25 protein-coding genes are annotated in these 23,133 nt (G+C 67.4%); 15 read left to right on the forward strand and 10 right to left on the reverse strand.

The annotated features are described in order from the left end of the window. Positions 1-18: 18 nt before the first annotated feature. From ASC83_RS01010 to ASC83_RS01020, 3 genes are all read right to left on the reverse strand, one after another. Positions 19-318, reverse strand: a complete 300-nt coding sequence (locus tag ASC83_RS01010; protein ID WP_056056870.1) for a hypothetical protein — start codon at positions 316-318, stop codon at positions 19-21. 105 nt (positions 319-423) lie between these two features. Continuing rightward, positions 424-630, reverse strand: a complete 207-nt coding sequence (locus tag ASC83_RS24220; protein ID WP_235509280.1) for a hypothetical protein — start codon at positions 628-630, stop codon at positions 424-426. A gap of 38 nt (positions 631-668) precedes the next feature. Further along, positions 669-1,763 carry a hypothetical protein gene (locus ASC83_RS01020; protein WP_056056873.1) on the reverse strand — a complete coding sequence of 365 codons (1,095 nt, stop codon included), beginning with the start codon at positions 1,761-1,763 and terminating at the stop codon, positions 669-671. Between the two features lie 190 nt (positions 1,764-1,953). Between ASC83_RS01020 and dinG the strand changes: the two genes are divergently transcribed. The 5 genes from dinG to ASC83_RS01045 all read left to right on the forward strand — a co-directional run bounded on the left by dinG (position 1,954) and on the right by ASC83_RS01045 (position 7,237). Continuing rightward, the gene (gene dinG / locus ASC83_RS01025) at positions 1,954-4,116 is read left to right on the forward strand and encodes an ATP-dependent DNA helicase DinG (protein ID WP_056056876.1); all 2,163 of its coding nucleotides are present in this window, start codon (positions 1,954-1,956) and stop codon (positions 4,114-4,116) included. A gap of 62 nt (positions 4,117-4,178) precedes the next feature. After that, a complete protein-coding gene (locus tag ASC83_RS01030; protein WP_056057649.1) occupies positions 4,179-4,535 on the forward strand; it encodes a zinc ribbon domain-containing protein YjdM in 357 nt (118 codons plus the stop codon). A 148-nt stretch (positions 4,536-4,683) separates the two neighbouring features. Then, positions 4,684-5,187 (forward strand): pyridoxamine 5'-phosphate oxidase family protein, encoded by a 504-nt coding sequence (locus tag ASC83_RS01035; protein ID WP_056056878.1) that lies wholly within the window; start codon positions 4,684-4,686, stop codon positions 5,185-5,187. 297 nt (positions 5,188-5,484) lie between these two features. Further along, a complete protein-coding gene (locus tag ASC83_RS01040) occupies positions 5,485-5,910 on the forward strand; it encodes a hypothetical protein (RefSeq protein ID WP_056057652.1) in 426 nt (141 codons plus the stop codon). Positions 5,911-5,968: 58 nt separating this feature from the next. Then, a complete protein-coding gene (locus tag ASC83_RS01045; protein WP_056056880.1) occupies positions 5,969-7,237 on the forward strand; it encodes a PHB depolymerase family esterase in 1,269 nt (422 codons plus the stop codon). 17 nt (positions 7,238-7,254) lie between these two features. On the opposite strand, the gene ASC83_RS01050 is transcribed toward ASC83_RS01045, so the two are convergent. Next, positions 7,255-8,664: a serine hydrolase gene (locus tag ASC83_RS01050; protein ID WP_056056881.1), complete on the reverse strand. Its 1,410-nt coding sequence runs from the start codon at positions 8,662-8,664 to the stop codon at positions 7,255-7,257. Between the two features lie 146 nt (positions 8,665-8,810). Here ASC83_RS01050 and ASC83_RS01055 point away from each other — a divergent pair, with 146 nt between their 5' ends. The 4 genes from ASC83_RS01055 to ASC83_RS01070 all read left to right on the forward strand — a co-directional run bounded on the left by ASC83_RS01055 (position 8,811) and on the right by ASC83_RS01070 (position 11,121). Further along, complete coding sequence (locus tag ASC83_RS01055; protein WP_056056883.1) at positions 8,811-9,422, forward strand: PolC-type DNA polymerase III; 612 nt, start codon at positions 8,811-8,813, stop codon at positions 9,420-9,422. Between the two features lie 281 nt (positions 9,423-9,703). Next, a complete protein-coding gene (locus ASC83_RS01060) occupies positions 9,704-10,285 on the forward strand; it encodes an NnrU family protein (protein WP_056056885.1) in 582 nt (193 codons plus the stop codon). 78 nt (positions 10,286-10,363) lie between these two features. Then, positions 10,364-10,627, forward strand: coding sequence for a DUF3297 family protein (locus tag ASC83_RS01065; protein WP_015011863.1), 264 nt, complete (start codon positions 10,364-10,366; stop codon positions 10,625-10,627). Continuing rightward, positions 10,624-11,121, forward strand: coding sequence for a ribonuclease HI family protein (locus ASC83_RS01070; protein ID WP_082522283.1), 498 nt, complete (start codon positions 10,624-10,626; stop codon positions 11,119-11,121). The genes ASC83_RS01065 and ASC83_RS01070 overlap by 4 nt, the downstream gene beginning before the upstream one ends. A 22-nt stretch (positions 11,122-11,143) precedes the next feature. On the opposite strand, the gene ASC83_RS01075 is transcribed toward ASC83_RS01070, so the two are convergent. The 5 genes from ASC83_RS01075 to ASC83_RS01095 all read right to left on the reverse strand — a co-directional run bounded on the left by ASC83_RS01075 (position 11,144) and on the right by ASC83_RS01095 (position 14,521). Beyond that, entirely contained in the window at positions 11,144-11,671 is a 528-nt protein-coding gene (locus ASC83_RS01075) for a GFA family protein (RefSeq protein ID WP_056056887.1), read from the reverse strand. Between the two features lie 48 nt (positions 11,672-11,719). Then, positions 11,720-13,012 carry an RNA polymerase sigma factor gene (locus ASC83_RS01080; protein ID WP_162245473.1) on the reverse strand — a complete coding sequence of 431 codons (1,293 nt, stop codon included), beginning with the start codon at positions 13,010-13,012 and terminating at the stop codon, positions 11,720-11,722. 46 nt (positions 13,013-13,058) lie between these two features. Then, a complete protein-coding gene (locus ASC83_RS01085) occupies positions 13,059-13,466 on the reverse strand; it encodes a VOC family protein (RefSeq protein ID WP_056056889.1) in 408 nt (135 codons plus the stop codon). A 75-nt stretch (positions 13,467-13,541) separates the two neighbouring features. After that, positions 13,542-14,078, reverse strand: a complete 537-nt coding sequence (locus ASC83_RS01090) for an SRPBCC family protein (RefSeq protein WP_056057659.1) — start codon at positions 14,076-14,078, stop codon at positions 13,542-13,544. 26 nt (positions 14,079-14,104) lie between these two features. Further along, positions 14,105-14,521 (reverse strand): YciI family protein, encoded by a 417-nt coding sequence (locus ASC83_RS01095; protein WP_056056891.1) that lies wholly within the window; start codon positions 14,519-14,521, stop codon positions 14,105-14,107. Between the two features lie 409 nt (positions 14,522-14,930). Between ASC83_RS01095 and ASC83_RS01100 the strand changes: the two genes are divergently transcribed. The 3 genes from ASC83_RS01100 to ASC83_RS01110 are packed head-to-tail and all read left to right on the forward strand — an operon-like array spanning position 14,931 to position 19,345. Beyond that, positions 14,931-16,883 carry a TonB-dependent siderophore receptor gene (locus tag ASC83_RS01100; RefSeq protein ID WP_056056893.1) on the forward strand — a complete coding sequence of 651 codons (1,953 nt, stop codon included), beginning with the start codon at positions 14,931-14,933 and terminating at the stop codon, positions 16,881-16,883. A gap of 3 nt (positions 16,884-16,886) precedes the next feature. Further along, positions 16,887-17,435: a YfiR family protein gene (locus ASC83_RS01105; RefSeq protein WP_056056895.1), complete on the forward strand. Its 549-nt coding sequence runs from the start codon at positions 16,887-16,889 to the stop codon at positions 17,433-17,435. Beyond that, positions 17,432-19,345, forward strand: a complete 1,914-nt coding sequence (locus ASC83_RS01110; protein ID WP_056056898.1) for a bifunctional diguanylate cyclase/phosphodiesterase — start codon at positions 17,432-17,434, stop codon at positions 19,343-19,345. Before ASC83_RS01105 ends, ASC83_RS01110 begins: the two co-directional genes overlap by 4 nt. Before the next feature lies 1 nt (position 19,346). Here ASC83_RS01110 and ASC83_RS01115 read toward each other — a convergent pair whose 3' ends face one another. Next, positions 19,347-19,712: a YciI family protein gene (locus tag ASC83_RS01115; RefSeq protein ID WP_056056900.1), complete on the reverse strand. Its 366-nt coding sequence runs from the start codon at positions 19,710-19,712 to the stop codon at positions 19,347-19,349. A 441-nt stretch (positions 19,713-20,153) separates the two neighbouring features. Here ASC83_RS01115 and leuA point away from each other — a divergent pair, with 441 nt between their 5' ends. From leuA to ASC83_RS01130, 3 genes are all read left to right on the forward strand, one after another. Beyond that, a complete protein-coding gene (gene leuA, locus ASC83_RS01120) occupies positions 20,154-21,854 on the forward strand; it encodes a 2-isopropylmalate synthase (protein ID WP_056056903.1) in 1,701 nt (566 codons plus the stop codon). Continuing rightward, on the forward strand, positions 21,851-22,369 hold the full coding sequence (locus tag ASC83_RS01125) for a GNAT family N-acetyltransferase (RefSeq protein ID WP_156379387.1): 519 nt from the start codon (positions 21,851-21,853) through the stop codon (positions 22,367-22,369). The genes leuA and ASC83_RS01125 overlap by 4 nt, the downstream gene beginning before the upstream one ends. 122 nt (positions 22,370-22,491) lie before the next feature. Then, a complete protein-coding gene (locus ASC83_RS01130; protein WP_056056907.1) occupies positions 22,492-22,998 on the forward strand; it encodes a C40 family peptidase in 507 nt (168 codons plus the stop codon). Positions 22,999-23,133 lie beyond the last annotated feature (135 nt).

The following is a 23,133-nucleotide window of genomic DNA, read 5'->3' on the forward strand; positions in this document are numbered from 1 at the left end:
ACTATCAAATTTGCAGCATTACCGTTTCTGCTTTTGGTACGCCTTGTCGGCCGGTGGCCCCCGGTCGGTGTCCTGCAGTCCACGTTTCACATCACGGTAGGCCTGCTCCATCTTGGCGTCGGGTTCGCCGTCGGTCATGTTGACCGCCTCGTCGCGCTCGTGCGGCAGGAGGGGTTCGGGCCCGCTCAGGTCTTCGGGTCCGCTGCCGGGGTGCGGCTGGGGCTGGGTGGTGTTCACGCGCCGCTCGGTGCGGGCGGGCACAGGAGCGGAGGGGATGATCTCCTCTTCCTTGCGGGGGGCTGTGGGGGTCGTTTTCATGTGGGGCCTTGGTATGCGACGTGGAGTCCCTTCACCCTAGCGCCGCTGGCCGCCCCGCGTTGTAGGCCCAGGCCCTGCGCATCTGCGGGCGCGCGGAGCCTGCTGTCACCAGAACAGCCAACGCTCCAGCGCATGGAGCAGGAGGAATACGACCACGCCGAGCAAGAAAAGGATCGCCTTGCGGCGCGCCCGCTCGCTCACCACCAGCTTGTAGACCGTGTACGCAGCGAGCGTGCCAACAAAAGGCGCCACGATGGCGGCCCCGGACATGATGATCGCTGCGAGCTTGCCCCAGCCATCCGTCCCGCCCATGGCCCAGATCGACCGCAAGAACATCGCGCTCGGAATGGCTAGGCCCAACCACAGCACCCCGGACGCCACCGCCACGCTGAAGTGGTGCGCGAGCAGACCATAAAGAACCAATGCACCCGCCACGCCACCCAAAAAGGCCAGGCGCTTGAGCCAGAGCGGCGCACTGGCTTGGCTTCACGGGCCTTCTTGGCCGCTGCAGCCTCCGCCTGGGCCCGTTCTTTTTGCAGCTGTTCACGCTTCTCGGAGGATTCACGGGCGCCGCGCAGGAAATTGTCCACCGCCGGGTTGTCCACCTGCACAAGGATGCGGGCGGTGCGCGACAGGGCTTGGTCGTGCTGGGGAATAACGGTCTGCAGCGCCGCACCCTGGCTGAACCAGTGCCCCATCTGCGCCAGCCAGCTGACGCCAGCGGGTGGCAGCCCGTAGCCGCCCTCGACCGCACTGCACAGGTACTGCTGGGTGGTTTGCGGCGGCACCAGCTGCCGCGTGGTGTAGCGGGGCAGCGCGCATTGCATCCGCGGCGCCGCTGGCTGCATGCCAGGGCGGCCCAGCTGCAGCGCGAACTCCGGCAGGGGCAGGGGCTCAGCCAGCATGTTGCGCACGCCCACCCACAGGTACAGCCCCCGAAGCCCACCGTCCTGCGCCCGCCGCACCCACAAGCCCGGCCCCTCCCGCACCAGCTCGGCCCCCAGCGCGTCCAACTCGGGCGGGCGGGGCACCTCGGGGCCATCACGATCCCACTCAGCCCGCAACTGCTGCGCCTTCAGTAGGGTGGTCCACATGGCCTGGGCGCGGCGCTCCAGAAAATAGGGGTCCAGCTCCCGGCCATGGGCGATGGCGGCTTCGATGCTGCTCGCAGCGGGCGCCGGCGCACCTTCCAGCGCCCGCAACCAATCGTCCGCCAGGGCCAGCCGCAGATAAATCGCATCCGCCTCCTGGCCTACGGCCTCGGCCGCGCGCCCCCAGGCAAACCGCCCCGGGTCGGTGGGCAGCACTTGCTGCGCGAGCAAGCGCTGGCGCTCCTGGGTTTTGTCTGCCTGCGCCCCCGCTGGCGACGTTTTGGTTTGCGCCCTGGCGCCCCCGCCGGCCACCAGGCAGATCACCAGTACCGCCCAGCCCAGCCATTGCGTCAAGGCTTGGTGCCACGCAAAGGCCCCGTGCAGGCCAAGGCCTGCAGCCTGCGCTGCTCTCCCTCGCATCGCATACCCCTTTTTTTAGTGTCATTGTTCGCGGATTGTGCGGCCAAGGGGTTGCTACAAGGCCAGAATTCGGGCCCACCGCACGGTCGGCGGCCACGCCGTCTGGAGCATGCGACACTACTGTATGTCTCAACAGGTGTGGGCCGCACAGGCCCTTGAATCTTTCGATGCGGTGGTGTCGGCCACCGAGGGTTTTCGCAGCCGCGCTGGCCAGCGGCTGATGGCGCAGCAGGTAGCACGCACGTTCAGCAGCGCCACGCTGGGCAAGGTGGATGAAGAAAGTGGCGAGGCGGCGCCCAAGCGCTCCATTGCCGTCATCCAGGCGGGCACGGGTGTGGGCAAGTCGCTGGCGTACTGCGCACCCGCCATTGCGCTGGCGCTGTCGCGCGGTACGCGGGTGCTGATCTCCACGGCCACGGTGGCGTTGCAAGAGCAGCTGGTCAACAAGGACCTGCCTGCACTGGCCGCACTGCTGCCCCAGCCCTTCAAGTTTGCGCTGGCCAAGGGGCGCGGGCGCTATGTGTGCAAACTCAAGCTCGACCGCCTGGCGGGCACGGGCGAGGCGGAGGAAGAGGGCGAAGACGACCTGTTTGCCGAAGAAGAAGCCGCCGCCCGCGCCAAGCGCCCCCGGCACGAAACCGAGGCGCGCATCCAGTTCTATTCGACGATGGCACAAACCTTGTCGAAAGGCGCCTGGGACGGCGACCGCGACAGTCTGGACACACCGCCCGAGCCCGAGGTGTGGAGCCCCGTGGCGGCCGAGGGTGCCTCGTGCACCGGCAAGCATTGCCCGGCCTTCAGCCAGTGCACCTACTACGACAAGCGCAAGGAGCTGGTGGGCGCGCAGGTGATCGTGGCCAACCACGACCTGCTGCTGTCGTCGCTGGGCGCGCGCGTGCTGCCCGAACTGGACAACTGCCTCCTGGTGCTGGACGAAGCCCACCACCTGCCCTCGACCGCACTGGATCAATTCTCGTGCAGCATGGACCTGTCGCGCATCACCTGGATCGAGCGGCTTGCCAGCCGGGGCCTGCGCATTGGGGCATTGCTGGAGGTCGAAGAAATTGCCGACATCCCCAAACATTCGGCCCAGCTGCGGCAGACGCTGCAGGACCTGGCGCGCATCGTGATGGATGTGTACGGCGCCCAGCTCAAGAGCCAGCCCAGCGCCTGGGGTCCGGCGCGCGTGCGCGTGCCACGCGGCGAATTGCCAGAGCAATTGATTGCCCCGCTGGGCCTGCTGGCCGCCAGCGCCGAGGGCTTCCTCGACGCCCTGCGCGCCATCAGCAAAGCCCTGCGCGCCGAGATGCGCGACAAGCCCGACGAGGCCAAGCGGCTGTCCACGCTGTATGCACAGATCGGCATGCTGGCCCCGCGCCTGGAGGCGCTACACGCCACGGCCCAGTTGCTGCTGCAGGATGCGCCCGAAGGCGCGGTGCCCGCCGCCAAGTGGTTCACGCTGGAGGTGGATGGCGACTTCATCGTGGTCAAGGCGCATGCCAGCCCCATCCTGCCCGGCACCACGCTGCGCAACCACCTGTGGAGCGCCGTGCGCGGTGCGGTGCTGACCTCGGCCACGCTCACCAGCTGCGGGCACTTTGATTTCTTCCTGCGCGAGGCGGGCCTGCATGGCGACGAGGCCACCACCACGCTGGAGGTGCCCAGCCCCTTCAACTACGCCGCGCAGGGCACGCTGATTGCCGCCGAGACCCGTGCCGACCCCAAGAACGCCGCCCAATTCACCACCGAGATGGTGGACGCGCTGCTGCACGACATTGCCCGCGTGGAATACGGCGCGCTGGTGCTGTTCACCTCGCGCGAGCAGATGCGCCAGGCCGTGGATGCATTGCCCACCGCCATGCGCAGCGTGGTGCTGGTGCAGAACGCGCTGCCGCGCACGCAGCTGCTGCGCCGCCACCGCGAGCGGGTGGAAAACGGCGAGCCCTCGGTCATCTTCGGCATGCAGTCGTTTGGCGAGGGGCTGGATTTGCCGGGACGGCTGTGCGAATCGGTCTTCATCACCAAGCTGCCCTTCGCCCCGCCCGATGACCCGGTGGGCGAGGCCCGCGCCGAATGGCTGCGCGCCGTGGGGCGCGACCCCTTCAGCGAGCTCGTGGTGCCCGCCACCGCCATCCGCTTGGCGCAGTGGGTGGGCCGCGCGATCCGGACCGAAGAAGACATGGCGCATGTGTACTGCTACGACAAGCGCCTGACGCGCACCAGCTACGGCCAGCGGCTGCTCAAAGGGCTGCCACCGTTTGCGCTGGAGCAACGCGCGCCGCTGTGAAGCGGCGACACTTTGCGCACCCATTTCACAACCACTACAACAACGACAGAGAGGACCCCACCATGCCCCACACCGTTCCCGCCTGCCCCCAGTGCGGCCAGGAGAACACCTACCCGGATGGCGGCAACTATGTGTGCCCCGACTGCGCCTTTGAATGGCCGCAGGTGGCCGATGCAGCGGACGCCGACGCCGATGCAGGCGACGGCATCGTCCGGGATGCCAATGGCAATCCACTCGCCGACGGCGACGCGGTGATCCTGGTGAAAGACCTCAAGGTCAAGGGTTCGTCGTCCACACTCAAGAAGGGCACCAAGATCAAGAGCATCCGCCTGGTCGATGGTGCCGATGGCCACAACGTGGACTGCAAGACGGACCTGGGCAGCATGCTGCTGAAGTCGGAGTTCTTGAAGAAGGCCTGATGGAGGAGGGCGGCGCCCCTGTGTCAGACAACCGCCCACAGGCATCGGCGTTCCCCGCCGACGCCCTGGCCGCCCCGTGGTGCCTAGAGTCAATCGATTGCAGTGCCCGCACTCTTCGATTGATTCCCTACCACCTGCTGGAGGCCCCATGCACCCCAATTCCCCCGCCCACGACACCTTGTGGAAGCTCATCAAGGACATCCGTTTTGGCATGCTCACGCACCGCACGTCCACAGGCATGCTGCACGCGCACCCGCTCACCACACAAAACCGGCAGCTCGATGAACAGGCCGAGCTGTACTTCTTCATCTCCCAGTCGGGCGAGCTGTACGAACGCCTTTTGACCGATGGGGAGGTGAATGTGTCGTACGCCGACCCGGGCGAGGACCGCTATGTGTCCGTGTCAGGCCAGGCGCGTTTTGTGGACGACCGCGCGCTCAAGGAAGCCCTGTGGTCGCCCCTGGCCAAGGCGTGGTTCCCTGACGGAGCGACCGACCCGGACCTGGCACTGCTGGTGGTGCGCGTTCGCCACGCCGAATACTGGAACGTGGACGAGAGCAAGATGGTGCAGCTGTTCCAGATGGCCAAGGCGGCCTTCACTGGCGAGCCGCCGCGCAGCCTGGGTGAACACAAGGAACTCACGCTGTTCTGAGCGCCTGTGGACGATCCCTCGGGATCGGCCTGCAGGGTGTGAGTGCAGCGCCGTTCCCCAGGGCGGTGCAGCATCTGCACCGCCATCCTGCAGGTCCCCGGGGCAAATTTCAGGCAAAACCGGGCGCTAGCGCTACGGAAACATGGCTTGTTTGCTACTATTTTGGTAGTAAACGCATGCAGTACCTCCTGGGGCCCGTAGGCCCCATTCTTTTCGGGCAGCTCTTGCAAAGCAGCCAACCACCATCCATATTCCATCCACACACCATCTGTTTGGATGTTTTTTGGAGTGCGCTTGATGAGCAACCTGGTTCCCACCGCCCCCGCACGCAGCAAGGTGCCCGAGTCCGAGAAGGTCACCATCAACCTCGGTTTTGTGGACCTGGGCCACATTGACCTGCTGGTGTCCGAAGGCTTTTACGCCAACCGCACCGACTTCATCCGCACCGCCATCCGCAACCAGCTGACCGCCCAGAACGACGCGGTGCGCCAGGTGGTGGCCCGCAAGATGCTTGTGCTGGGACTGCAGCGTTTTGGCCGGGCCGAGCTGGAGGCCGTGTTGGCGGCAGGCCAGGCGCTGGAGATCCGTGTGCTGGGCCTGGCCAGCATCGACGACGACGTGCCGCCCGCACTGGCGCAGGCCACGATCGCCTCGGTGACGGTCTTGGGCGCGTTCCACGCCAGTGCAGCCGTCAAGGCCGCGCTGGCCGGGCGCATGCATTGAATCCGTACACAGACCGCAGCGCGTCGCCCGTGCCCGCACCCACCACCAAGGAGTCCCCATGGACTGGAACCTGAACCTCAAGCGCCTGATGGGCGAAGCCACCCAGCTGGTGCGCAGCGGCCAACTGGCCGACGCCACGCGGGCCATCCAGCAAACCCTGGGCGAGGCCGTGGCGCGCCATGGCCCCCCTCCCGCACCCGCCAGCACAAGCGCCCCCCCGCTGCACGCACCCGAGCCCGAACCCACGGCAGGGAACGCCCCCCGCTGGCGCAGTGCCCACACCGCGCAAGAGGTGGAAGACGCCGTGGTCATCGACCGCAGCACCCACGCTCCGCCCGCAGAGGCACAGCCCACGACCACACCACGCCCCGCCGCCAGCCACCACCCGCTGGCGGAGCCCGCCGGCAGCTTCACCCGCGTGGCCTTCACCCACCCGGGCGCTCGGCACAACCCGCACCACTACCACCTGTACGTGCCCCCGGGCGCCACGGCAGGCACCCCCATGCCCCTGGTGCTGATGCTGCACGGCTGCACGCAGAACCCGGTGGACTTTGCGACCGGCACGGGCATGAACGACGCAGCCGCGCCCGCCAACGCCCTGGTGCTGTACCCCGAGCAACCCCACAGCGCCAACCCCAACGGCTGCTGGAACTGGTTTCGCCCTGGCGACCAGCACCGGGGCGGCGGCGAGCCCGCGCTGATCGTGGCCATGCTGCGGGATGTGATGGCGCGCCACCCGGTGGATGCGCAACGCGTCTACGTGGCGGGCCTGTCGGCCGGCGGCGCCATGGCCGCACTGCTGGGCCGCGAATACCCCGACCTGTTTGCGGCCGTGGGCGTGCACTCCGGCCTGCAGGCGGGTGCCGCGCACAACGTGATGGGCGCACTGTCGGCGATGAAGAACGGGGCCAAACCCGGTGCGGCGACCCACCATGCCGCTGACGCCCCAGCCCTGCCACTCCCACCGGTGATCGTGTTCCACGGCGACGCCGACACCACCGTACATGCACACAACGGTGAGCAGCTCATCGAGGCAACGCTGTCAGCACTGGCCACGGCCCCAGGTGACGGCCAGACGACGGTGGAGACCGTGCACCAGGGCCAGTCCCGTGGTGGCCAGAGCTACACCCGCAAGGTCTACACCGTGGCGGGTGGCGCCCCGTCGGCCAGCGCACTGACTGGCACGGTGGTGGCAGAACACTGGGTACTGCACGGCGCAGGGCATGCGTGGGCCGGTGGGCACGCGCGCGGCAGCCACACCGACCCTGCCGGGGTCGATGCCACGGCGGAGATACTGCGGTTCTTTTTAGCGCACCCCAAGGGCTGAGGCCCGGGCCGCCGGGATCAGCGCGGAGTGCGGCGCGCCTTGCGATAGCGACGGGTGGCCTCGGCCACCATGGCGTCCTTGGGCAACAGCTGGGTGCCGCCCACCCACAGCTCGGTGGCAGTGCCGCTGGCATCGCGCACGCGGCGCACCGGCTGGCCGGGGCTGGCGTAGGCCGAGGCTTTCTGGACCACGCCGGTGTCGCGCCCGGTGATGGCCAGCTCCGTGGTGGCGGCGTTGAAGGGCACGAACATGGCGGGCACCACCTGGCACACCACCTTGCCCATGGGCACCAGGTCGCTGGCGCCCCACAGGCTCCACCAGCGCCCCGCCCAGGCGGCTTCCTTTTTGCCCGGCGCACCATGCTGCTGGAACGCGAACAGGATGCTGGCAATGCCTTCCACCCACTCGGTGGACAGGCCGTCCTGCGCGTTGGTGAGCACCGTCACCGTCAGATCCAGCGCGGGGTAGCGCGCGGTGCGTGACAGGAACCCTTGCAGGCTGCCGGTGTGGCCCATCCATTCGCGCGAGCCCGGCGCGCTGAGCATGGTGCCCAGGCCGTAGTGGGACTCGAACAGGTTGCAGGGGTCGCGCCAGCGGCGCTGCGCCATCTCACGGCGGCTGGCGGGCGACAGGATGCTGCGCTGGCTGTCTGGCGCCAGCTGCGAAAAGAAGCGGGCCACATCCGACGCGGTGGACACAAACCCGGCCGCCGGGGCCATGGCGTCGCACCGGTTGTCGCCCGGCACGATGAGGCGCTGGCCGAACGGAAACTCGCTGCTGTGGCCCACGGCCATCGGGGCGCTGCGCGCCAGGCGCGGCATGTCGGGCACGGTTTCCTGCAGGCCCGCAGCATCGATCACGTGGCGCACCATCCAGCTGGCGTACTCCGTGCCGGTGACCTGCTCCATCATCAGCCCCAGCAGGCCGTAGCCGTGGTTCGAGTACTTGAGCTGCACCCCCGTCTCCAGCGGCGGCTTGTGGCGCAGATCCGCCAGCAGCTCGGCGCGGGAGAGATACGGCCGCCGGTCCAGGAACTGGCCGGCATCGGGCCCGTCGCGCGTCACGCCCGCGCTATGCGAGAGCAGCTCGCCAATGCGCGCCCGGGCCAGGTCCTTGTGCAGGCCATCGACATAGCGGCCGATGGGGTCGTCCAGCCCGACCTTTCCCTGCTCGCGCAGCAGCATGACGCCCGCTGCCGTAAAGCTCTTGGAGTGCGACGCGATGCGCAGGCGGTGCCGGGGCGTGAGGGGTTGGTGGGTGCGCATGTCGGCCACGCCCAGGGCCAGCTCGGCCACGGTCTCGCCGCCGCGTGCAATGGCCACGGAACACCCGGGCTGGCGGTAGCGCTCCAGTTGCAGGTCCAGCCACTGCGGCAGGTAGTCCAGGGCGGCGTGGAGCCAGGCGGGTTGGGTGGTGTGGTTCTTCATGGGTTGCTCGGCTCCATGCATCCAGAAACGGGGTGGGGCAGTGTAGGCCACACTCCTGGATAGGCGGTTGGACACACAGGCCCGCAGGGCGCACAGGATGGCGCGCAGGTGCGGCGGCACAATCCTTCCTTTTCGCACGCAAGCCCATGCCCCCCATCGCCGTCATCGACTTTGAAACCACCGGCGTCTCGCCCGGCCAGGGCGCGCGCGCGACCGAGGTGGCCATCGTGCTGCTGGAGCGGGGCCAGGTGGTGGACCGGTTCCAGAGCCTGATGAAGACGGGAGTGTGGATTCCGTCCTTCATCACCCAGCTCACCGGCATCACCAACGCGATGGTGAACGCCGCGCCCGACGCGGCGCAGGTGATGCAGGATGCCGCGCGTTTTGTGGGCGATGCGCCCATGGTGGCGCACAACGCATCGTTCGACAGCAAGTTCTGGCAGGCCGAACTGGCACTGGCCGGACTGCCCGCGCCGCAGCCGTTTGCGTGCACGGTGCTGCTGTCGCGGCGCCTGTACCCGCAGGCGCCCAGCCACAAGCTGGGCACGCTGGTGGACTACCACGGCCTGCCGCGCACAGGCCAGGCCCACCGGGCGCTGGCCGATGCCGAGATGGCCGCTGCGCTGCTGGCCCGCATGCAGCACGACCTGCGCACCCGCTGGCGGGTGGCCGAGCCCAGCTACGCCTTGCTGCAAACGCTGCAGCGCTGCGCCAAGCCCAAGGTGGGGGCGCTGCTGGCGCAGCATGCGGGGATCTGACCCCACCTTCCTGCTGGCGATACAGCAGTATGTTTACTATCAAATTGATAGCTATCAGGGCATTATTCACTAGCGCTTGCGGCACTTTTGACTTGAAACCAGGGCTGGCGACCGCTCTTCAGGGCGTGCGGCCGTGGGGGCCGCTCAAGCACTGGCGCGGCAAGTGCAGGGCCTGCTCTGCCGATAATCGACCAGGACCTGCGAGATGGGGCTGTGCCACTGATGGCGCGGCCCCGCCTTCGTCCTCACAACCTGTTCACGACGACATGAAAGGCTTGGCCATGGGGTATCTGGTACTGGGACTGGTGTTGTTTCTGGGCGTGCACTCGGTGCGCATCGTGGCCGATGGCTGGCGCACGCAGACGCGGGCGCGCCTGGGCGAGATGCCGTGGAAAGGGCTGTATTCGCTGGTGTCGGCCGTGGGCCTGGCATTCATCGTCTGGGGCTACGGCCTGGCGCGGCAGCAGCCGGTGGTGCTGTGGGTGCCGCCCATCGGCATGCGGCACGCCGCAGCGCTGCTGACGCTGATCGCCTTTGTGCTGCTCGCCGCCACCTATGTGCCGCGCAATGCCCTCCAGGCCCGGCTGCACCACCCCATGGTGCTGGGCGTGAAGGTGTGGGCGCTGGCGCATTTGCTGTCCAACGGCAACCTGGCCGACGTGCTGCTGTTTGGCAGCTTCTTGCTGTGGGCGGCGCTGAGCTTTCGCGCCGCGCGCCAGCGCGACCGGGCGCAGGGCACCGTGTACGCGGCAGGCAGCGCTGCAGGCACGGCGGCGGCTGTGGTGGTGGGTGCAGTGGCCTGGGCGGGCTTTGCGTTCTGGGGCCATGCGTGGCTGATCGGCGTGGCGCCGCTGGGGCGATGATCGAACGCTGGGAAGGCCAGCACCCCAAATGCCGGAGAATCCGCGCTTTGCGTTTTCTCCTTTCTCGCTGAGACCTCTATGACCGAAGCCACCACCCCCAACACCCCCGCCCTGCCGCCCCTGCCCGACCACCTGTCGGTCAACCCCCGCAGCCCGCACCATGTGGCCGCCGTGTTCGAGCACGACATCGGCATCCGCCTGAACGGCAAGGAGCGTTTTGATGTGGAGGAATACTGCATCAGCGAAGGCTGGGTGAAGGTTCCCGCCGGCAAGACGGTGGACCGCAAGGGCCAGCCGCTGCTCATCAAGATCAAGGGCACGGTCGAAGCTTTTTACAAGTGACCGCTGCACGGGCGGCCGCGCCGCTCGCCCCTGGTGCCTGGGTGATCCACTGCGACGGCAGTGCCTGGCCCAACCCGGGGCGCATGGGCCTGGGGGCCGTGCTGACGGGCCCCGACGGGACCGTGCGGCACCAGATCTCCGAAGCCACCACCTTCACCGGCTGCAACAACGAGGCCGAGTTGCGCGCGCTGATGTTGGCGCTGCAGTGGCTCGCACAGCAGGGCATTGCCACATCAACCCAAGTGCACGTGTTCAGCGATAACAGCGTGCTGGTGGAGCAGCTGGGCGGCCATCCCACGGCGCCGATCGCGCGGCTGGCAACGCTGTTTGAAGAAGCACGCCAGGCACTGCGGCAGTTCCCACAAGCCCAGGTCCAGTGGATTCCCCGCCACCGCAATGGCGCGGCCGATACGCTGGCCCGCGCCGCCCTGGGTCTGGCACCCAAGGCCGCCACGCCGCAAGGCCAGACCATCAAAAAGCGCCGCCGGCGCTGAGCCCCCCGCCCGGCACAGGCCATCAGGCCGGGTCGAGCCCTGCAGCCGCACGGTAGGCCTGGATGCGCGGCAGCACCGCCTGGCGACGGGCGATGCTTTGCGCAGGCCACAACCCCTCGCGTTCGTAATATTCCGCCACGGCGGGTATCCCCGGCGGCAACACCACCCAGGGCTGTTTCGAGGCCGTGAAGATATGGATGTCGGGCGGCAGGTGGTCGGGCGCATCCAGCGTGCCCACGCGCACAAACGCCATCACGGGGCCCGCACCTGCGTAGTGGCTCCACACTGCCACCTGGCAGTGCGGGCAGCGCGCAATCTGCTGGCCCAGGCCGCTTTCTGACGGGGTGTGCACCATCGCCGGGGTGCCTGCGAGCAACTCCACGCGGTCGGCCTCGATCATCGCGTTCAACGCAAAGGCCGCGCCGCTTTCGCGCTGGCACCAGCGGCAGTGGCAGCAGTGCACAAACAGTGGGGGCGCCAACAGGCGGTAGCGCACATGGCGGCAAGTGCAGCCGCCTTCCAGCGGGTATTCAGGGGCAGGGTGGGGCATGAGGGTGGTGTCCTTGCAGCGGGGTGAGGGTGGGCACAACACCGGCCTTCAGCCGCAGGCGCGGGCCAGCAGCAGCGCCTTTTCCTGCGCGTTGCGGGTGAGGCTGGCTGCGCGCTCGAACTCCGCCCGCGCTTCAGCCCCCCGGCCCAGCTTGGCAAGCAGATCGCCGCGCACGCTGGGCAGCCAGTGGTAATGGCGCAGCAGAGGGTCGACCGACAGGGCATCGACCAGCGCCAGCGCGGCCTCCGGCCCCTCGGCCATGCCCACGGCCACGGCGCGGTTCAGTGCCACCACGGGCGAGGGCGCCACCTGCAGCAGTGCGTCGTACAGCGCCACGATGTGGGGCCAGTCCGTGTCTTGCGCCTGCCGGGCGCGTGCGTGGCAGGCCGCGATGGCGCCCTGCAATGCGTACGGCCCCCAGGGCTTGCCGGCGCGCGCGAGCTGCTCGGCTTTGTCCAGGGCGGCCAGACCCCGGCGCACCAGGAGGTGGTCCCAGCGCGCGCGGTCCTGGTCCATGAGCAGCACGGGCTGGCCTTGTGCATCAGTGCGTGCGGGCAGGCGCGAGGCCTGGATTTCGAGCAGGGCTACCAGCCCTTGCACCTCGGGCTCGTCGGGCGCCAGGCTGGCCAGCACCCGCACCAGGCGTTGGGCCTCGCCACACAGCGCGGGGCGCATCCAGTCGTCGCCCGCTGTGGCGGCATAACCTTCGTTGAAGATGAGGTAGATCACCTCCAGCACCGAGGCCAGGCGCGACGCGCGCTCGGCCGCGCCGGGCACTTCAAACGGCACCTGCGCGGCCGTGAGGCTGCGCTTGGCACGCACGATGCGCTGGGCCACGGTGGGCTCGGGCACCAGGAAGGCGCGCGCGATCTCGGCCGTGGTGAGGCCGCCCAGCAGCCGCAGCGTGAGGGCCACGCGCGCCTCGGTGGGCAGCACAGGGTGGCAGGCGGTGAAGATGAGGCGCAGCAGGTCGTCGCCAATGTCGTCCTGCTCGGCGTGCATCAGGGTGTCCACCACATCGGGCGCGTACTGGGCTTCGAGCGCTTCGAGGTCGTGGCCCAGGGCCTCGTGCTCGCGCTGGTGCAGCACCTGCTGGCGCAGGTGGTCGATGGCGCGGCGCTTGGCGGTGGTCATGAGCCACGCGGCCGGGTTGGCGGGCAGGCCGTCTTTGGGCCAATGCTCCAGCGCGGCCACCAGGGCGTCTTGCGCCAGTTCCTCGGCCCGGCCCACGTCGCGCGTCATGCGCGCCACGCTGGCAATGATGCGCGCAGCCTCGATGCGCCACACCGAGTCGATGCTGCGGTGCAGGGCATCGCGGTCGGGCAGTGCAGAAGGTTTCACGCGATCAAGAGGTGTGAATGAATCCGGCGCATTCATTCACACGTTCTCAGCCCAGCGCCTTGCTGGCATCCACCATGTGCACAAACTCCCAGGTGTGGCCGTCCAGGTCGTCAAAGCTGCGCGAGTACATGAAGCCCAGGTCCTGCGCCGGGCGGGGTGTGGTGCCGCCTGCGGCCACGGCCTTGTCCACCAGCGCGTCGACCTCTTCGCGACTGCTGCACGAGAAGCACACCAGCACCTCCGACGTGGTACGTGCGTCGGCAATCGTTTTGTCGGTGAAGGTTTGATAGAAGCTCTTGACCAGCAGCATCACGAAGAGGTTCTCGCCCACCACCAGGCAGGCGCCCTGGTCGTTGGTGAACTGGGGGTTGAACTCGTAGCCCAGGGCGCGGAAGAACGCCTGCGAGCGGGCCATGTTCTCGATGGGCAGGTTCACAAAAATCTGTTGGTGCATGACGGACTCCTGAAGGGTGAGGACGGTAATGGGAAACGAAGGGTTTGGCAAAGGTGGAGGGGCGGTGGGCGGCGTTCACGTTGCGGTCTTTTGCGCCACGGCCTGCAGGTTGGCCAGGCCGTCCTCGAAGTCCTGCCCCACCATGCGGTCCATGTTGAACAGCAGGTGGGCGATCTTGGCCAGGTAGGGCACGGGGCCCTGCATGGCCCAGGTGACGCGGGTGGCGCCGGTGCCTTCGGGCTGCAGGGTGAATTCCACCTGGTTGTGCGCTTCAAAGGGCTTCACAAAGTCGAGCTTCATGCCCACGCGGCGGGGCGCGGTGGCCTCGACGATCTCCATGCTGCCCACGCCCACCTTCTCGCTCTGCCAGGCGTAGCGGGCGCCGGGGCCGCTGGTGGCGGCGCTGTACTGGCCCTGGATGGCCGGGTCTTTGCGTTCATACGGGTTCCAGGTGTTGAACTGGCGCAGGTCGTGGATGAGCCCGTACACCCGCTCGGGCGGTGCCGCAATCACGCGGCTGCGCTCCACGCGGAAGGTGTCGGGGCGGGTGGCGGCAAACGCCAGCAGCAGCGCCAGGGCCGCCAGCAGCACGAGGGCGATGGTCTTGATCATGGGGATGTTGTCCTTCACGCTGGGCATCAGCCGCGCAGGGCTTCGAGGTCGCGGAACTGCTCAACGCCATCCACCCCGGCAAAGTCCTCCATCTCATAGAGCTGGCGCACTTCGATCTCGGCATCCAGGCCCTCGCCGCGTGGATTGGGAAAGCGGCGGGTCCATTCCAGCGCCTCGTCGCGGCTGCGTACCTGGATGAGTGTGTAGCCAGCGATCAGCTCTTTGGTCTCGGTGAACGGGCCGTCGGTGACGGTGCGGGTGCCACTGGCGGCGTAGCCCACGCGCCAGCCCTTGGCGGAGGGCTGCAGGCCACTGGCGTCCAGCAGCACGCCGGCCCGCGCGAGTTCTTCGTGGTAGCGGGCCATCGCGGTCATCAGGGCTGCGGTCGGCTGGCAGCCCTGTTCGGATTCGGCGGTGGCCTGGATGATGATCATGAAGCGCATGGGGTTCTCCTCAAGGCAATAAAAAATGCGGAAGCGCCGACGGTCCTTGCTAGGTGCTTCACAGTGACGACGAATGGGAGCGCCCGAAATCGACATCTGGATGTGCAAGCCCGGGCGGAACCAGGGTTAACACCTATCCTGGCCGGTTGGCGCGCGGGGCGGGTGAGGGGCCGCCATAGGGAGACTACTGAGCGCCCGCACTGGGTTTTGCAACCCCTGGTCGATACAATTTGTAAAGACTGATTCATCGATCCTGAGACTTCGCCCCGCATCCTCCCGCCCGCCCGCCAGCGAAGTCCCCACGGGGGGACAACCGCCAGCCACACGCCGTGCCTTTGCCATGAAACGAGGATCGACCTATCGACAGCGGCCACACCGCCCATGGGTGGTATTGGGGCTGTGCGCTGGCATGGCGGCAGCCCACGCGCAGTCCGACATCGCCGCCATGGCCGACCTGCCGCTGGAGCAGCTCATGCAGATGCAGGTCACCACGGCCAGCCGGTATGCACAGACGGCCCTGGAGGCCCCGGCGGCCGTGAGCGTGGTGACCGCCGATGACATCCAGCTGTTTGGCTACCGCACGCTGGCCGATGTGCTGGCCAGCATGCGCGGGCTGTACGTGTCCTACGACCGCAGCTACCACTATCTGGGCACGCGGGGTTTTGCCACGCCGGGCGACTACAACACGCGGGTGCTGCTGCTGGTCAATGGCGTGCGCTTCAACGACAACCTCTACGACCAGGCGAGCATCGGCACGGACTTTCCCATCGACCTGGACCTGGTGGAACGGGTGGAATTTGTGCCTGGCCCCGGGTCGGCGGTGTATGGGGCCAATGCGTTTTTTGGCGTGGTCAATGTCATCACCCGCGATGGTCGCCAGCTGGGCGGACCCCAGGTGAGCACCGAGGCCGGCAGCCATGGCTACGCCAAGCTGCGGTTTTCCGTAGGCGCCGTCGATGCGCAGGGAAGCGACTGGCTGATCGCGGCAACGCGCTCCACCGCACGCGGGGCCGACCAGTACTACCCCGCGTTCGATGCGCCCGCCAGCCACCAGGGCGTGGCGCACGGCCTGGACTATGACCGCAGCACCCAGCTGTTCGCCCGCATGCGACGCGATGGGCTGACGCTGACCCTGGCCCACGGCGAGCGCACCAAGGGCATCCCGACCGCAGCGTTCTCGCAGGTTTTCAACGACCCGCGCTCGCGGTACATCGACACCAGCACGCGCGTGGCCGCCGAATACACCGCGCAATGGCAGCCGACGCTGGCCTTCACTGCGCGCCTCCACGCAGGGCGCTACCAGTACGTGGGCGACTACGTGTACGACTACCCGCCCGTGACGGTGAACCGCGACGTCGGCACCGGCCAGTGGTGGGGCACCGAATGGCAATGGGTGAGCACGGCCTTGGCGCGGCACAAGCTGTCGTGGGGGCTGGACTACCGGCGCGACACCCGCATCGCTCAGCGCAATGACGACCTGGACCCGCCCGCGCAGTACCTTGACACACGCCGCAACGGCAATGTGCTGGGCGTCTATGTGCAGGATGAGTTTGCACTGCGCCCCGACCTCACGCTGCACACCGGCCTGCGCTGGGGGCAGCAGTCGGGCAGCGCGGGTGCCTTGCACCCCCGCCTGGGGCTGGTGTACTGGTGGGACGCGGCCACTGCTGTCAAGCTGCTGCACGGCACGGCCTACCGTCCGGCCAATGCCTATGAACGCGACTACCGCGTGAACCTGCCTGGCGGCGTGGTGGACACCACCAGCATCCGGTCCGAGCGTGTGCGCACCACCGAACTGGCCGTGGAGCATGCCCCGACCGGGGCCACGCGCCTGCTGCTGACGGCGTTCCGGTCGGGGGTGAGCGACCTGATCTCGCTGGACAGCCTGGGCCACTCGGACCGGCTCACCTTCAACAACACCCGCACCGTCAAGGTGCATGGCCTGGAGGCCGAGGCCGAACAACGCTGGGCGGGCGGGCGGCGCCTGCGCGTGGCCTACGGGTGGCAAAAGGCGCGGGACCCGTCAACGGATGGAGCGCTGACCAACTCGCCCCGGCACCTGCTCAAGCTCCAGTGGTCCGACGTATTGCACACGCCTGCGAACTGGGGCTGGAACCCGGGCCGCTACGCCATCGAGGCCATCGGCATCGGCCCGCGCAACACCGTGCTCAACGCCCGCCTGCCCGGGCATGTGCTGACCCATCTGACCTATTCCACGCGCATTGCGGATGTGGATGTATCGCTGGGGGTGTACAACCTGTTCAACCACCGCTACGCAGACCCCGCTTCGTTCGAGGTGCGGGAAGATGCGATCCGGCAGAACGGGCGTACCTACCGCATCAAGCTGACGTACGCGTTCTGAGCCATGGCCTATTTCCTGCGATTGCGCACGCTGCTGGCGATCTGCCTGTGGACGGTGTGTGGCGTGGGCACCAGTGCAGCCCGTGCCAACGAGCCCGTGGCTGACCTGGACCTCAAGGCCGCCTACATCTTCAACTTCATCCAGTTCATCGACTGGCCCGACAGCGATGGCGCGCCCGGCAATGACGTCACGGTGTGCGTGTCTGCCTTCAGCCCGCTCAAGCGCGCCCTGACTGCGCTCGATGGCAAACAGGCCACCAAGGGCCGCACCGTGCGCGTGCGGTTGCTGGATCTGCCGGCGATTCGTGGCTGCCGCGTGCTGATCATCCACAACGCCGAAGTGGAACCTGTTCTGCGACTGCTGCGTACCCTGCCACCGTCCCACGGCATCCTCACCGTGTCGGATGAAATCACCTTTGTGAATCCAGAAATCGTCATCGCCCTGGCCCAGCAGGAAGGGCGCGTGGTGTTCGGCATCAGCCCCGACGCCGCCAGCAAGGCCGGCCTCATCATCAGCTCACGGCTGCTGCGGCTGGCCAGGGGAGGCCGATGAAAACACGCCCCGCTGAAGCCGACACTGCAGCGCCAGCAAGCCCGGCGACACATGCCCTACTGTCATCGCGCCTGGTGGTCACCGGCATCCTGGCCGCAGGCCTGGCGCTGCTGACCGTGGTGCTGGCGCTCACCGGCGTGGACTACTGGAGCACCCGTGCGTCCATGCTGCAAGACAGCCGGGTGGAAGCCGCCATCGTGGCCGACAACATCTCTGCGGCCGTGGTGTTCCGCGACACCAGCACCGCCAACGAAATGCTGGGCGCGCTGCGGTCATCGTCCATGGTGATCAGCGCCACGGTGTACGACAAGGATGGCGTGCTGTTTGCGCATTACGCGCGCGACCGCGACCCTGACTTTCCCACCACGCTGCGTGCCACGGGACTGGACGGCGCCGCAGAGCGCGCTGGCTGGCGCATGCTTGAGATCGCCCGGCCCATCGAGGCGTCTGGCACCAGCTGGGGCACGCTGTACATCCGCAAGTCGATGGCAGCGGTGTACATGCGGCTGGGCATCCGGTTTGGCACCGCCTTGTTGATCGCCATTTGCGTGATGGCCATGGCCACCGCCATGGTGCTGCGCAGCCGCGCTGCTGTGCGCGAGGCCGAGAACCGCTTGCACGCGCTGGCCCACACCGACGCCGTCACCGGCACGGGCAACCGGCACGCGTTCAACGAGCGGCTGGCCGCCGAGCTGCAGGGCGCACGCGGTGCGGGCTACCGGGTGGCGCTGGTGTACATCGACCTGGACAACTTCAAGACACTCAACGACACCTTCGGCCATGCGGCGGGGGACGGCCTGTTGCGCCAGGTGGCCCGGCGCCTGCAATCCGTGGTGCGCAGCACCGACACCATCTCGCGCCTGGGGGGCGACGAGTTTGCGTTGATCCTGCGGCTGGACATGGATGACGCGGCGCTGGAGAAATACGCGCAGCGCATCGTCAGCGTCTTCCAGGCCGCTTACACCGAGGTCGGCCAGCAGGTCAACGTGACCTGCAGCGCAGGCATTGCCACGTTTCCCGACGATGCGATGGACATGGACGCGCTGGTGAGCAACGCCGACACCGCCATGTACCGCGCCAAGGAGATGGGCAAGAACCGCTGCGTGCGGTTTGATGCGTCGATGAACCTGGCCGTGGTGCGGCGCCAGGCCATTGAACAGGCGCTGCGTGCCGAGCTGGAGCAGGGCACCGGTTTGGCGCTGCACTACCAGCCCCTGTTTGCCGCCAGCGACCGGGCCCTGGTCGGCGCCGAGGCCTTGCTGCGGTGGACGCATGCGGAGCTGGGCTCCGTGTCGCCGCTCGAGGCCGTGTCGGTGGCCGAGGACTGCGGACTCATTGCCCCGCTGGGCTACTGGGTGATGCGCACCGCCTGCCGCGACGCCGCGCAGTGGAAAGGGGGCCCGCCCCTGCGCGTGGCCGTGAACATCTCGGCACGGCAGCTGGGTGACCCACAGTTTCTGGAACGCGTGATGGACATCCTGCGCGAAGAGGGCCTGCCAGCGCACCTGCTCGAAATCGAGCTGACCGAAACCGTGCTGATGGAAAACATGGAGGCCGGCGCCCACACGCTGCACCGGTTGAGCCAGCTGGGCATTCACCTGGCCATCGATGACTTTGGCACCGGCTACTCATCACTGGCGTACCTGCGCCAGTTGCCCATGCGGCGCCTGAAGATCGATCGCAGCTTTGTCAAAGACCTGCCGGGGCAGGAGCACAGCCGTGCCATCGTCACCGCCATTGTGGCGCTGGCGCATGGCCTGGGGCTGCAGGTGACCGCTGAGGGCGTGGAAACCCAGGAGCAGGCCGACTACCTGGTGCGGCAAGGCTGTGATGTGCTGCAGGGCTATGTGTTTGCACGCCCCATGCCTGCGCCGCAGTTCCTGGCGCTGCAGGCAGGCGCTTCGGCTTGATTCAATCCACCGCGCCGTGGTAGCAGGGCGCCAGTTCGCGCACCTCCACGGTGGCCCACTCGGCGGCCGGGCATTCGCGGGCAATGGCAACGGCCTCGTCGCGCGTGGCGCAGTCGATGAGAAAGAAGCCGCCCACCATTTCCTTGGTCTCGGCAAACGGCCCATCGGTCAGGCGGGTCTGCCCTTCGCGCACCTGCAGCCGCACCGCCTGCTCGGTCGAGGCCAGCGACTCGCTGGCGCGCAACAGGCCCCGGGCCTGCAGACCGGCACCAAAACGCTGCATGCGGGCATAGGCTTCCTGGCCACCGGCCAGGCCCCGCTCGGCACGCTGGCCGTGGGGTTCCATGATGAGCAACAGATAAGGCATGGGGTCTCCTGAATCGGGGCCAATCGTGCCAGCCGCCATGGGCAGTGGCGGAGATGGGGACGTTCAAGGGCGTCATGCTACCAGCCTCATTTGCTACATATTTGGTAGCTAATTAGGCATATACAACCAGCGCCATAGGCAGATTTCATGCAAATGGTTGCGCACCGCAGCATCGCTGTGCTATCTTTGGTTCCCTATGCAACGCAGCATGCTCCTATCCACCCTATCGCTAGGCCTAGTGCCTGGCCGGGGTCTGCCTGCGTTCGCCACCGTTGCCGTTTTGCGCAACACCTGATCTCCCCCTGACCCCGGCCCGCGAACCAGCCTTTGCACACGCAAAGGGCTGCAGGGGATGTCATTCATTTTGATTTCTTTCGATTCCGATTGACCCGTGCACCGTGCCTGATTGGCACACCGCACACACCGTTCGTGGAGCCCCTCATGATTGCCAAGCCCGCCACCAAATACCAACCCATCGCCCCCATTGCGCTCGCCGACCGCCAATGGCCCAACCGCAGCATCACCCAGGCGCCCGTGTGGCTCTCCACCGACCTGCGCGATGGCAACCAGGCCTTGTTCGAGCCGATGAACGGCGAGCGCAAGATGAAGCTCTTTCACGAGCTGGTGCGCATCGGCTTCAAGGAGATCGAAGTCGGCTTTCCGGCCGCGTCGCAAATCGATTTCGACTTTGTGCGCCGCCTCATCGACGAAAACCTCATCCCCGATGACGTGACCATCATGGTCATGACCCAGTCGCGCGAGGACCTGATCGCACGCACCGTGGAGGCCGTGAAAGGCGCACCCCGCGCCATCGTCCACTTGTACAACGCCACCGCACCCGCGTGGCGCCGCATCGTTTTTGGCATGAACGTGACGCAGGTGATGCAGCTCATCGCGCACCATGTGGGCTACCTCAAGCAGCTCACCGACGCACAGCCCGAAACGCAGTGGACCCTGCAGTACTCGCCCGAAACCTTCAGCGCCACCGAGCTCAGCGTGTCGCTCAAGGCTTGTCAGACCGCCATCGCCACCTGGGGCGCAGGCCCCGGCCGCCCCATCATCATCAACCTGCCCACCACGGTGGAAAACGCCACCCCCAACGTATTTGCAGACCAGATCGAGTGGATGGACCGCCAGCTCAGCCCGCGCGAGCACATCGTGCTGTCGGTGCACCCGCACAACGACCGGGGCACGGGCGCGGCGGCAGCAGAACTTGCAATGATGGCCGGTGCCGACCGTGTGGAAGGCTGCCTCTTTGGCAACGGTGAGCGCTGCGGCAACGTGGACATCGTGACCTTGGCGCTCAACATGTACACGCAGGGCGTGCACCCGAACCTTGACTTCTCGGACATCACCTCGGTCGCGCGCATTGCCGAAGAATGCACCTCGCTGCCCGTGCATCCACGCCACCCGTATGCGGGCGACTTGGTGTTCACCGCGTTCTCGGGCTCGCACCAGGACGCGATCAAGAAGGGTTTTGCTGCGCAAGACCCGAACGCCTTGTGGGAAGTGCCCTACCTGCCCATCGACCCGGCCGACCTCGGCCGCACGTATGACAGCGTGATCCGGGTGAACAGCCAGTCGGGCAAGGGCGGCATCGCGTTCTTGCTCGAACGTGAACATGGCGTGGTGATGCCGCGCCGCATGCAGGTGGAGTTCAGCGCCGTGGTGCAGCGCCAGACGGACGCGAGCGAAAGCGAGATGACGGGCGATGCGTTGTGGAGCCTGTTCCAGACCACTTACCTGCAGGCACCCGTACACGCCACAGTACAGGCCGCCATCACCTGCCACAGCCACCGCATTGACGAAGACGGCCAGGGCATCGAGCTGGACGTGACCATCGACGGCACGCGCCAGACCCTGCGCGGCCAGGGCAACGGGCCGATTGCCGCTACGGTGGACGCGCTCGGCCTGCCACTGCGGGTGGACCACTACGAGGAACGCGCCACCGGCACGGGCGCCAACGCGCAGGCGATGGCGATTGTGGAAGCAGCCATGGACGGCGTGGCAGGTTCCACCTTTGGGGCAGGCGTCAGCCACAACATCGTGACTGCCTCGGTGCAAGCGATTGTGAGCGTGGCCAACCGGTTGATGGCGCGGCGGCCTGCGTTGCATCCGGAAGCAACGTCCCTGGCCGTGTGACCGAAACCCGCATGGAAATTCTTACCGCATCGACCCGGGATGCGCCCGCCATCAGCGCGCTTGCGTTGTCGGTGGCGCACTTCTTCACGCTGGACAAAGACGGGCGAGGTGCGGAGGTGTTTTTACAGACCCTGCAGCCGGAGGCGGTGGCGCTACGGCTGCAGAGTCCATCGTTCAAGACCTGGGTGGGGTGGACACGCAACAACACCTTGGCGGGCGTCGTGGTGGTGCGGGAGGACAGCCACCTGTTCCAACTGTTTGTGGCCGAGGCTTTCCAGGGACTTGGCTACGGGCAGCAACTGTGGCAACACGCCCTGTCCCATATCGCTACCGGCCCTGCACCGGGAATCACAGTCAACGCGACACCCCATGCCCGGGGCTTCTATGAGCGCATGGGGTTTTTGGCAACGGGTCCCAGGGTGGAGACCCGCGGGGTTGCATTCATTCCGATGCAGCGCGCCAGCGATGCATCCAGCATGGCGTACAAACAGGCCGCAGGGAATACCCCGTTCTGACGGGGATCGACAGGGGGTTTTCTCAGGCACTGCCAACGGCCTGCGCAAGGCTTGGCGCGCAAAGACCTTGGGGAGCCTGGGTAAAGTGCAGGGAGCCGCGTAAGTCCAGTAACCTCGGGCCCATGCGCGCCTTTCACAGCCTGAGCCTTGCCGCCTGCACCGCCGCCCTGCTGGTGCTGGCCGGTTGCAGTACATCGCGGCCTCCGTCCCCCTCGTCGCCACCGCAGGCTTCCACACGCACGGCGCCGCCGCTCACGCCGGAGCAGGCACACGACATTGCCATCCACGCGCTGGGCCTGGTGGGCACGCCGTATCGCTACGGCGGCAACACCCCGGACTCGGGCTTTGATTGCAGCGGCCTGATCGGCTATGTGTACCGCAACCAGGTGGGTACACCACCGCCGCGCACGGTGGCCCAGCTCAACACCTGGGGCTATCCCATCGACGGCAGCGAGCTGCGCGCCGGCGACCTGGTGGTGTTCGGCACCGGCCGCCAGCCCAACCATGCGGGAATCTATGTGGGCGAAGGGCGGTTTGTGCATGCGCCGTCCACCGGCGGCACGGTACGGCTGGACCACCTGCAGTCGCGCCACTGGGCGCGGCAGAATGCGGCGTTCCGCAGGCCGTAGAGGCTCCCCCTGAGGCGCTGCGCGCCTTCCCCCAAGGGGACGACGCATTCGCTGAGGGGCGGCCCTTGCTCTGCGTCTCTCGCGCTGGGCCGCGCCAGTGCCGACGGCCATGCACTGGTTCGGTCGCCAAAAGGG

The sequence above is a fragment of the Acidovorax sp. Root402 genome (assembly GCF_001425125.1).
GTDB classification, from domain to species: Bacteria; Pseudomonadota; Gammaproteobacteria; order Burkholderiales; family Burkholderiaceae_C; genus Acidovorax; species Acidovorax delafieldii.

Excerpts from the sequence above, each read along its gene's own strand:
- ASC83_RS01010 (WP_056056870.1), bottom strand. The coding sequence starts at position 318 with ATGAAAACGACCCCCACAGCCCCCCGCAAGGAAGAGGAGATCATCCCC.
- ASC83_RS24220 (WP_235509280.1), bottom strand. The coding sequence starts at position 630 with ATGGGCGGGACGGATGGCTGGGGCAAGCTCGCAGCGATCATCATGTCC.
- dinG (WP_056056876.1), top strand. The coding sequence starts at position 1,954 with ATGTCTCAACAGGTGTGGGCCGCACAGGCCCTTGAATCTTTCGATGCG.
- ASC83_RS01030 (WP_056057649.1), top strand. The coding sequence starts at position 4,179 with ATGCCCCACACCGTTCCCGCCTGCCCCCAGTGCGGCCAGGAGAACACC.
- ASC83_RS01035 (WP_056056878.1), top strand. The coding sequence starts at position 4,684 with ATGCACCCCAATTCCCCCGCCCACGACACCTTGTGGAAGCTCATCAAG.
- ASC83_RS01040 (WP_056057652.1), top strand. The coding sequence starts at position 5,485 with ATGAGCAACCTGGTTCCCACCGCCCCCGCACGCAGCAAGGTGCCCGAG.
- ASC83_RS01045 (WP_056056880.1), top strand. The coding sequence starts at position 5,969 with ATGGACTGGAACCTGAACCTCAAGCGCCTGATGGGCGAAGCCACCCAG.
- ASC83_RS01050 (WP_056056881.1), bottom strand. The coding sequence starts at position 8,664 with ATGAAGAACCACACCACCCAACCCGCCTGGCTCCACGCCGCCCTGGAC.
- ASC83_RS01055 (WP_056056883.1), top strand. The coding sequence starts at position 8,811 with ATGCCCCCCATCGCCGTCATCGACTTTGAAACCACCGGCGTCTCGCCC.
- ASC83_RS01060 (WP_056056885.1), top strand. The coding sequence starts at position 9,704 with ATGGGGTATCTGGTACTGGGACTGGTGTTGTTTCTGGGCGTGCACTCG.
- ASC83_RS01065 (WP_015011863.1), top strand. The coding sequence starts at position 10,364 with ATGACCGAAGCCACCACCCCCAACACCCCCGCCCTGCCGCCCCTGCCC.
- ASC83_RS01075 (WP_056056887.1), bottom strand. The coding sequence starts at position 11,671 with ATGCCCCACCCTGCCCCTGAATACCCGCTGGAAGGCGGCTGCACTTGC.
- ASC83_RS01085 (WP_056056889.1), bottom strand. The coding sequence starts at position 13,466 with ATGCACCAACAGATTTTTGTGAACCTGCCCATCGAGAACATGGCCCGC.
- ASC83_RS01090 (WP_056057659.1), bottom strand. The coding sequence starts at position 14,078 with ATGATCAAGACCATCGCCCTCGTGCTGCTGGCGGCCCTGGCGCTGCTG.
- ASC83_RS01095 (WP_056056891.1), bottom strand. The coding sequence starts at position 14,521 with ATGCGCTTCATGATCATCATCCAGGCCACCGCCGAATCCGAACAGGGC.
- ASC83_RS01100 (WP_056056893.1), top strand. The coding sequence starts at position 14,931 with ATGGCGGCAGCCCACGCGCAGTCCGACATCGCCGCCATGGCCGACCTG.
- ASC83_RS01105 (WP_056056895.1), top strand. The coding sequence starts at position 16,887 with ATGGCCTATTTCCTGCGATTGCGCACGCTGCTGGCGATCTGCCTGTGG.
- ASC83_RS01110 (WP_056056898.1), top strand. The coding sequence starts at position 17,432 with ATGAAAACACGCCCCGCTGAAGCCGACACTGCAGCGCCAGCAAGCCCG.
- ASC83_RS01115 (WP_056056900.1), bottom strand. The coding sequence starts at position 19,712 with ATGCCTTATCTGTTGCTCATCATGGAACCCCACGGCCAGCGTGCCGAG.
- leuA (WP_056056903.1), top strand. The coding sequence starts at position 20,154 with ATGATTGCCAAGCCCGCCACCAAATACCAACCCATCGCCCCCATTGCG.
- ASC83_RS01130 (WP_056056907.1), top strand. The coding sequence starts at position 22,492 with ATGCGCGCCTTTCACAGCCTGAGCCTTGCCGCCTGCACCGCCGCCCTG.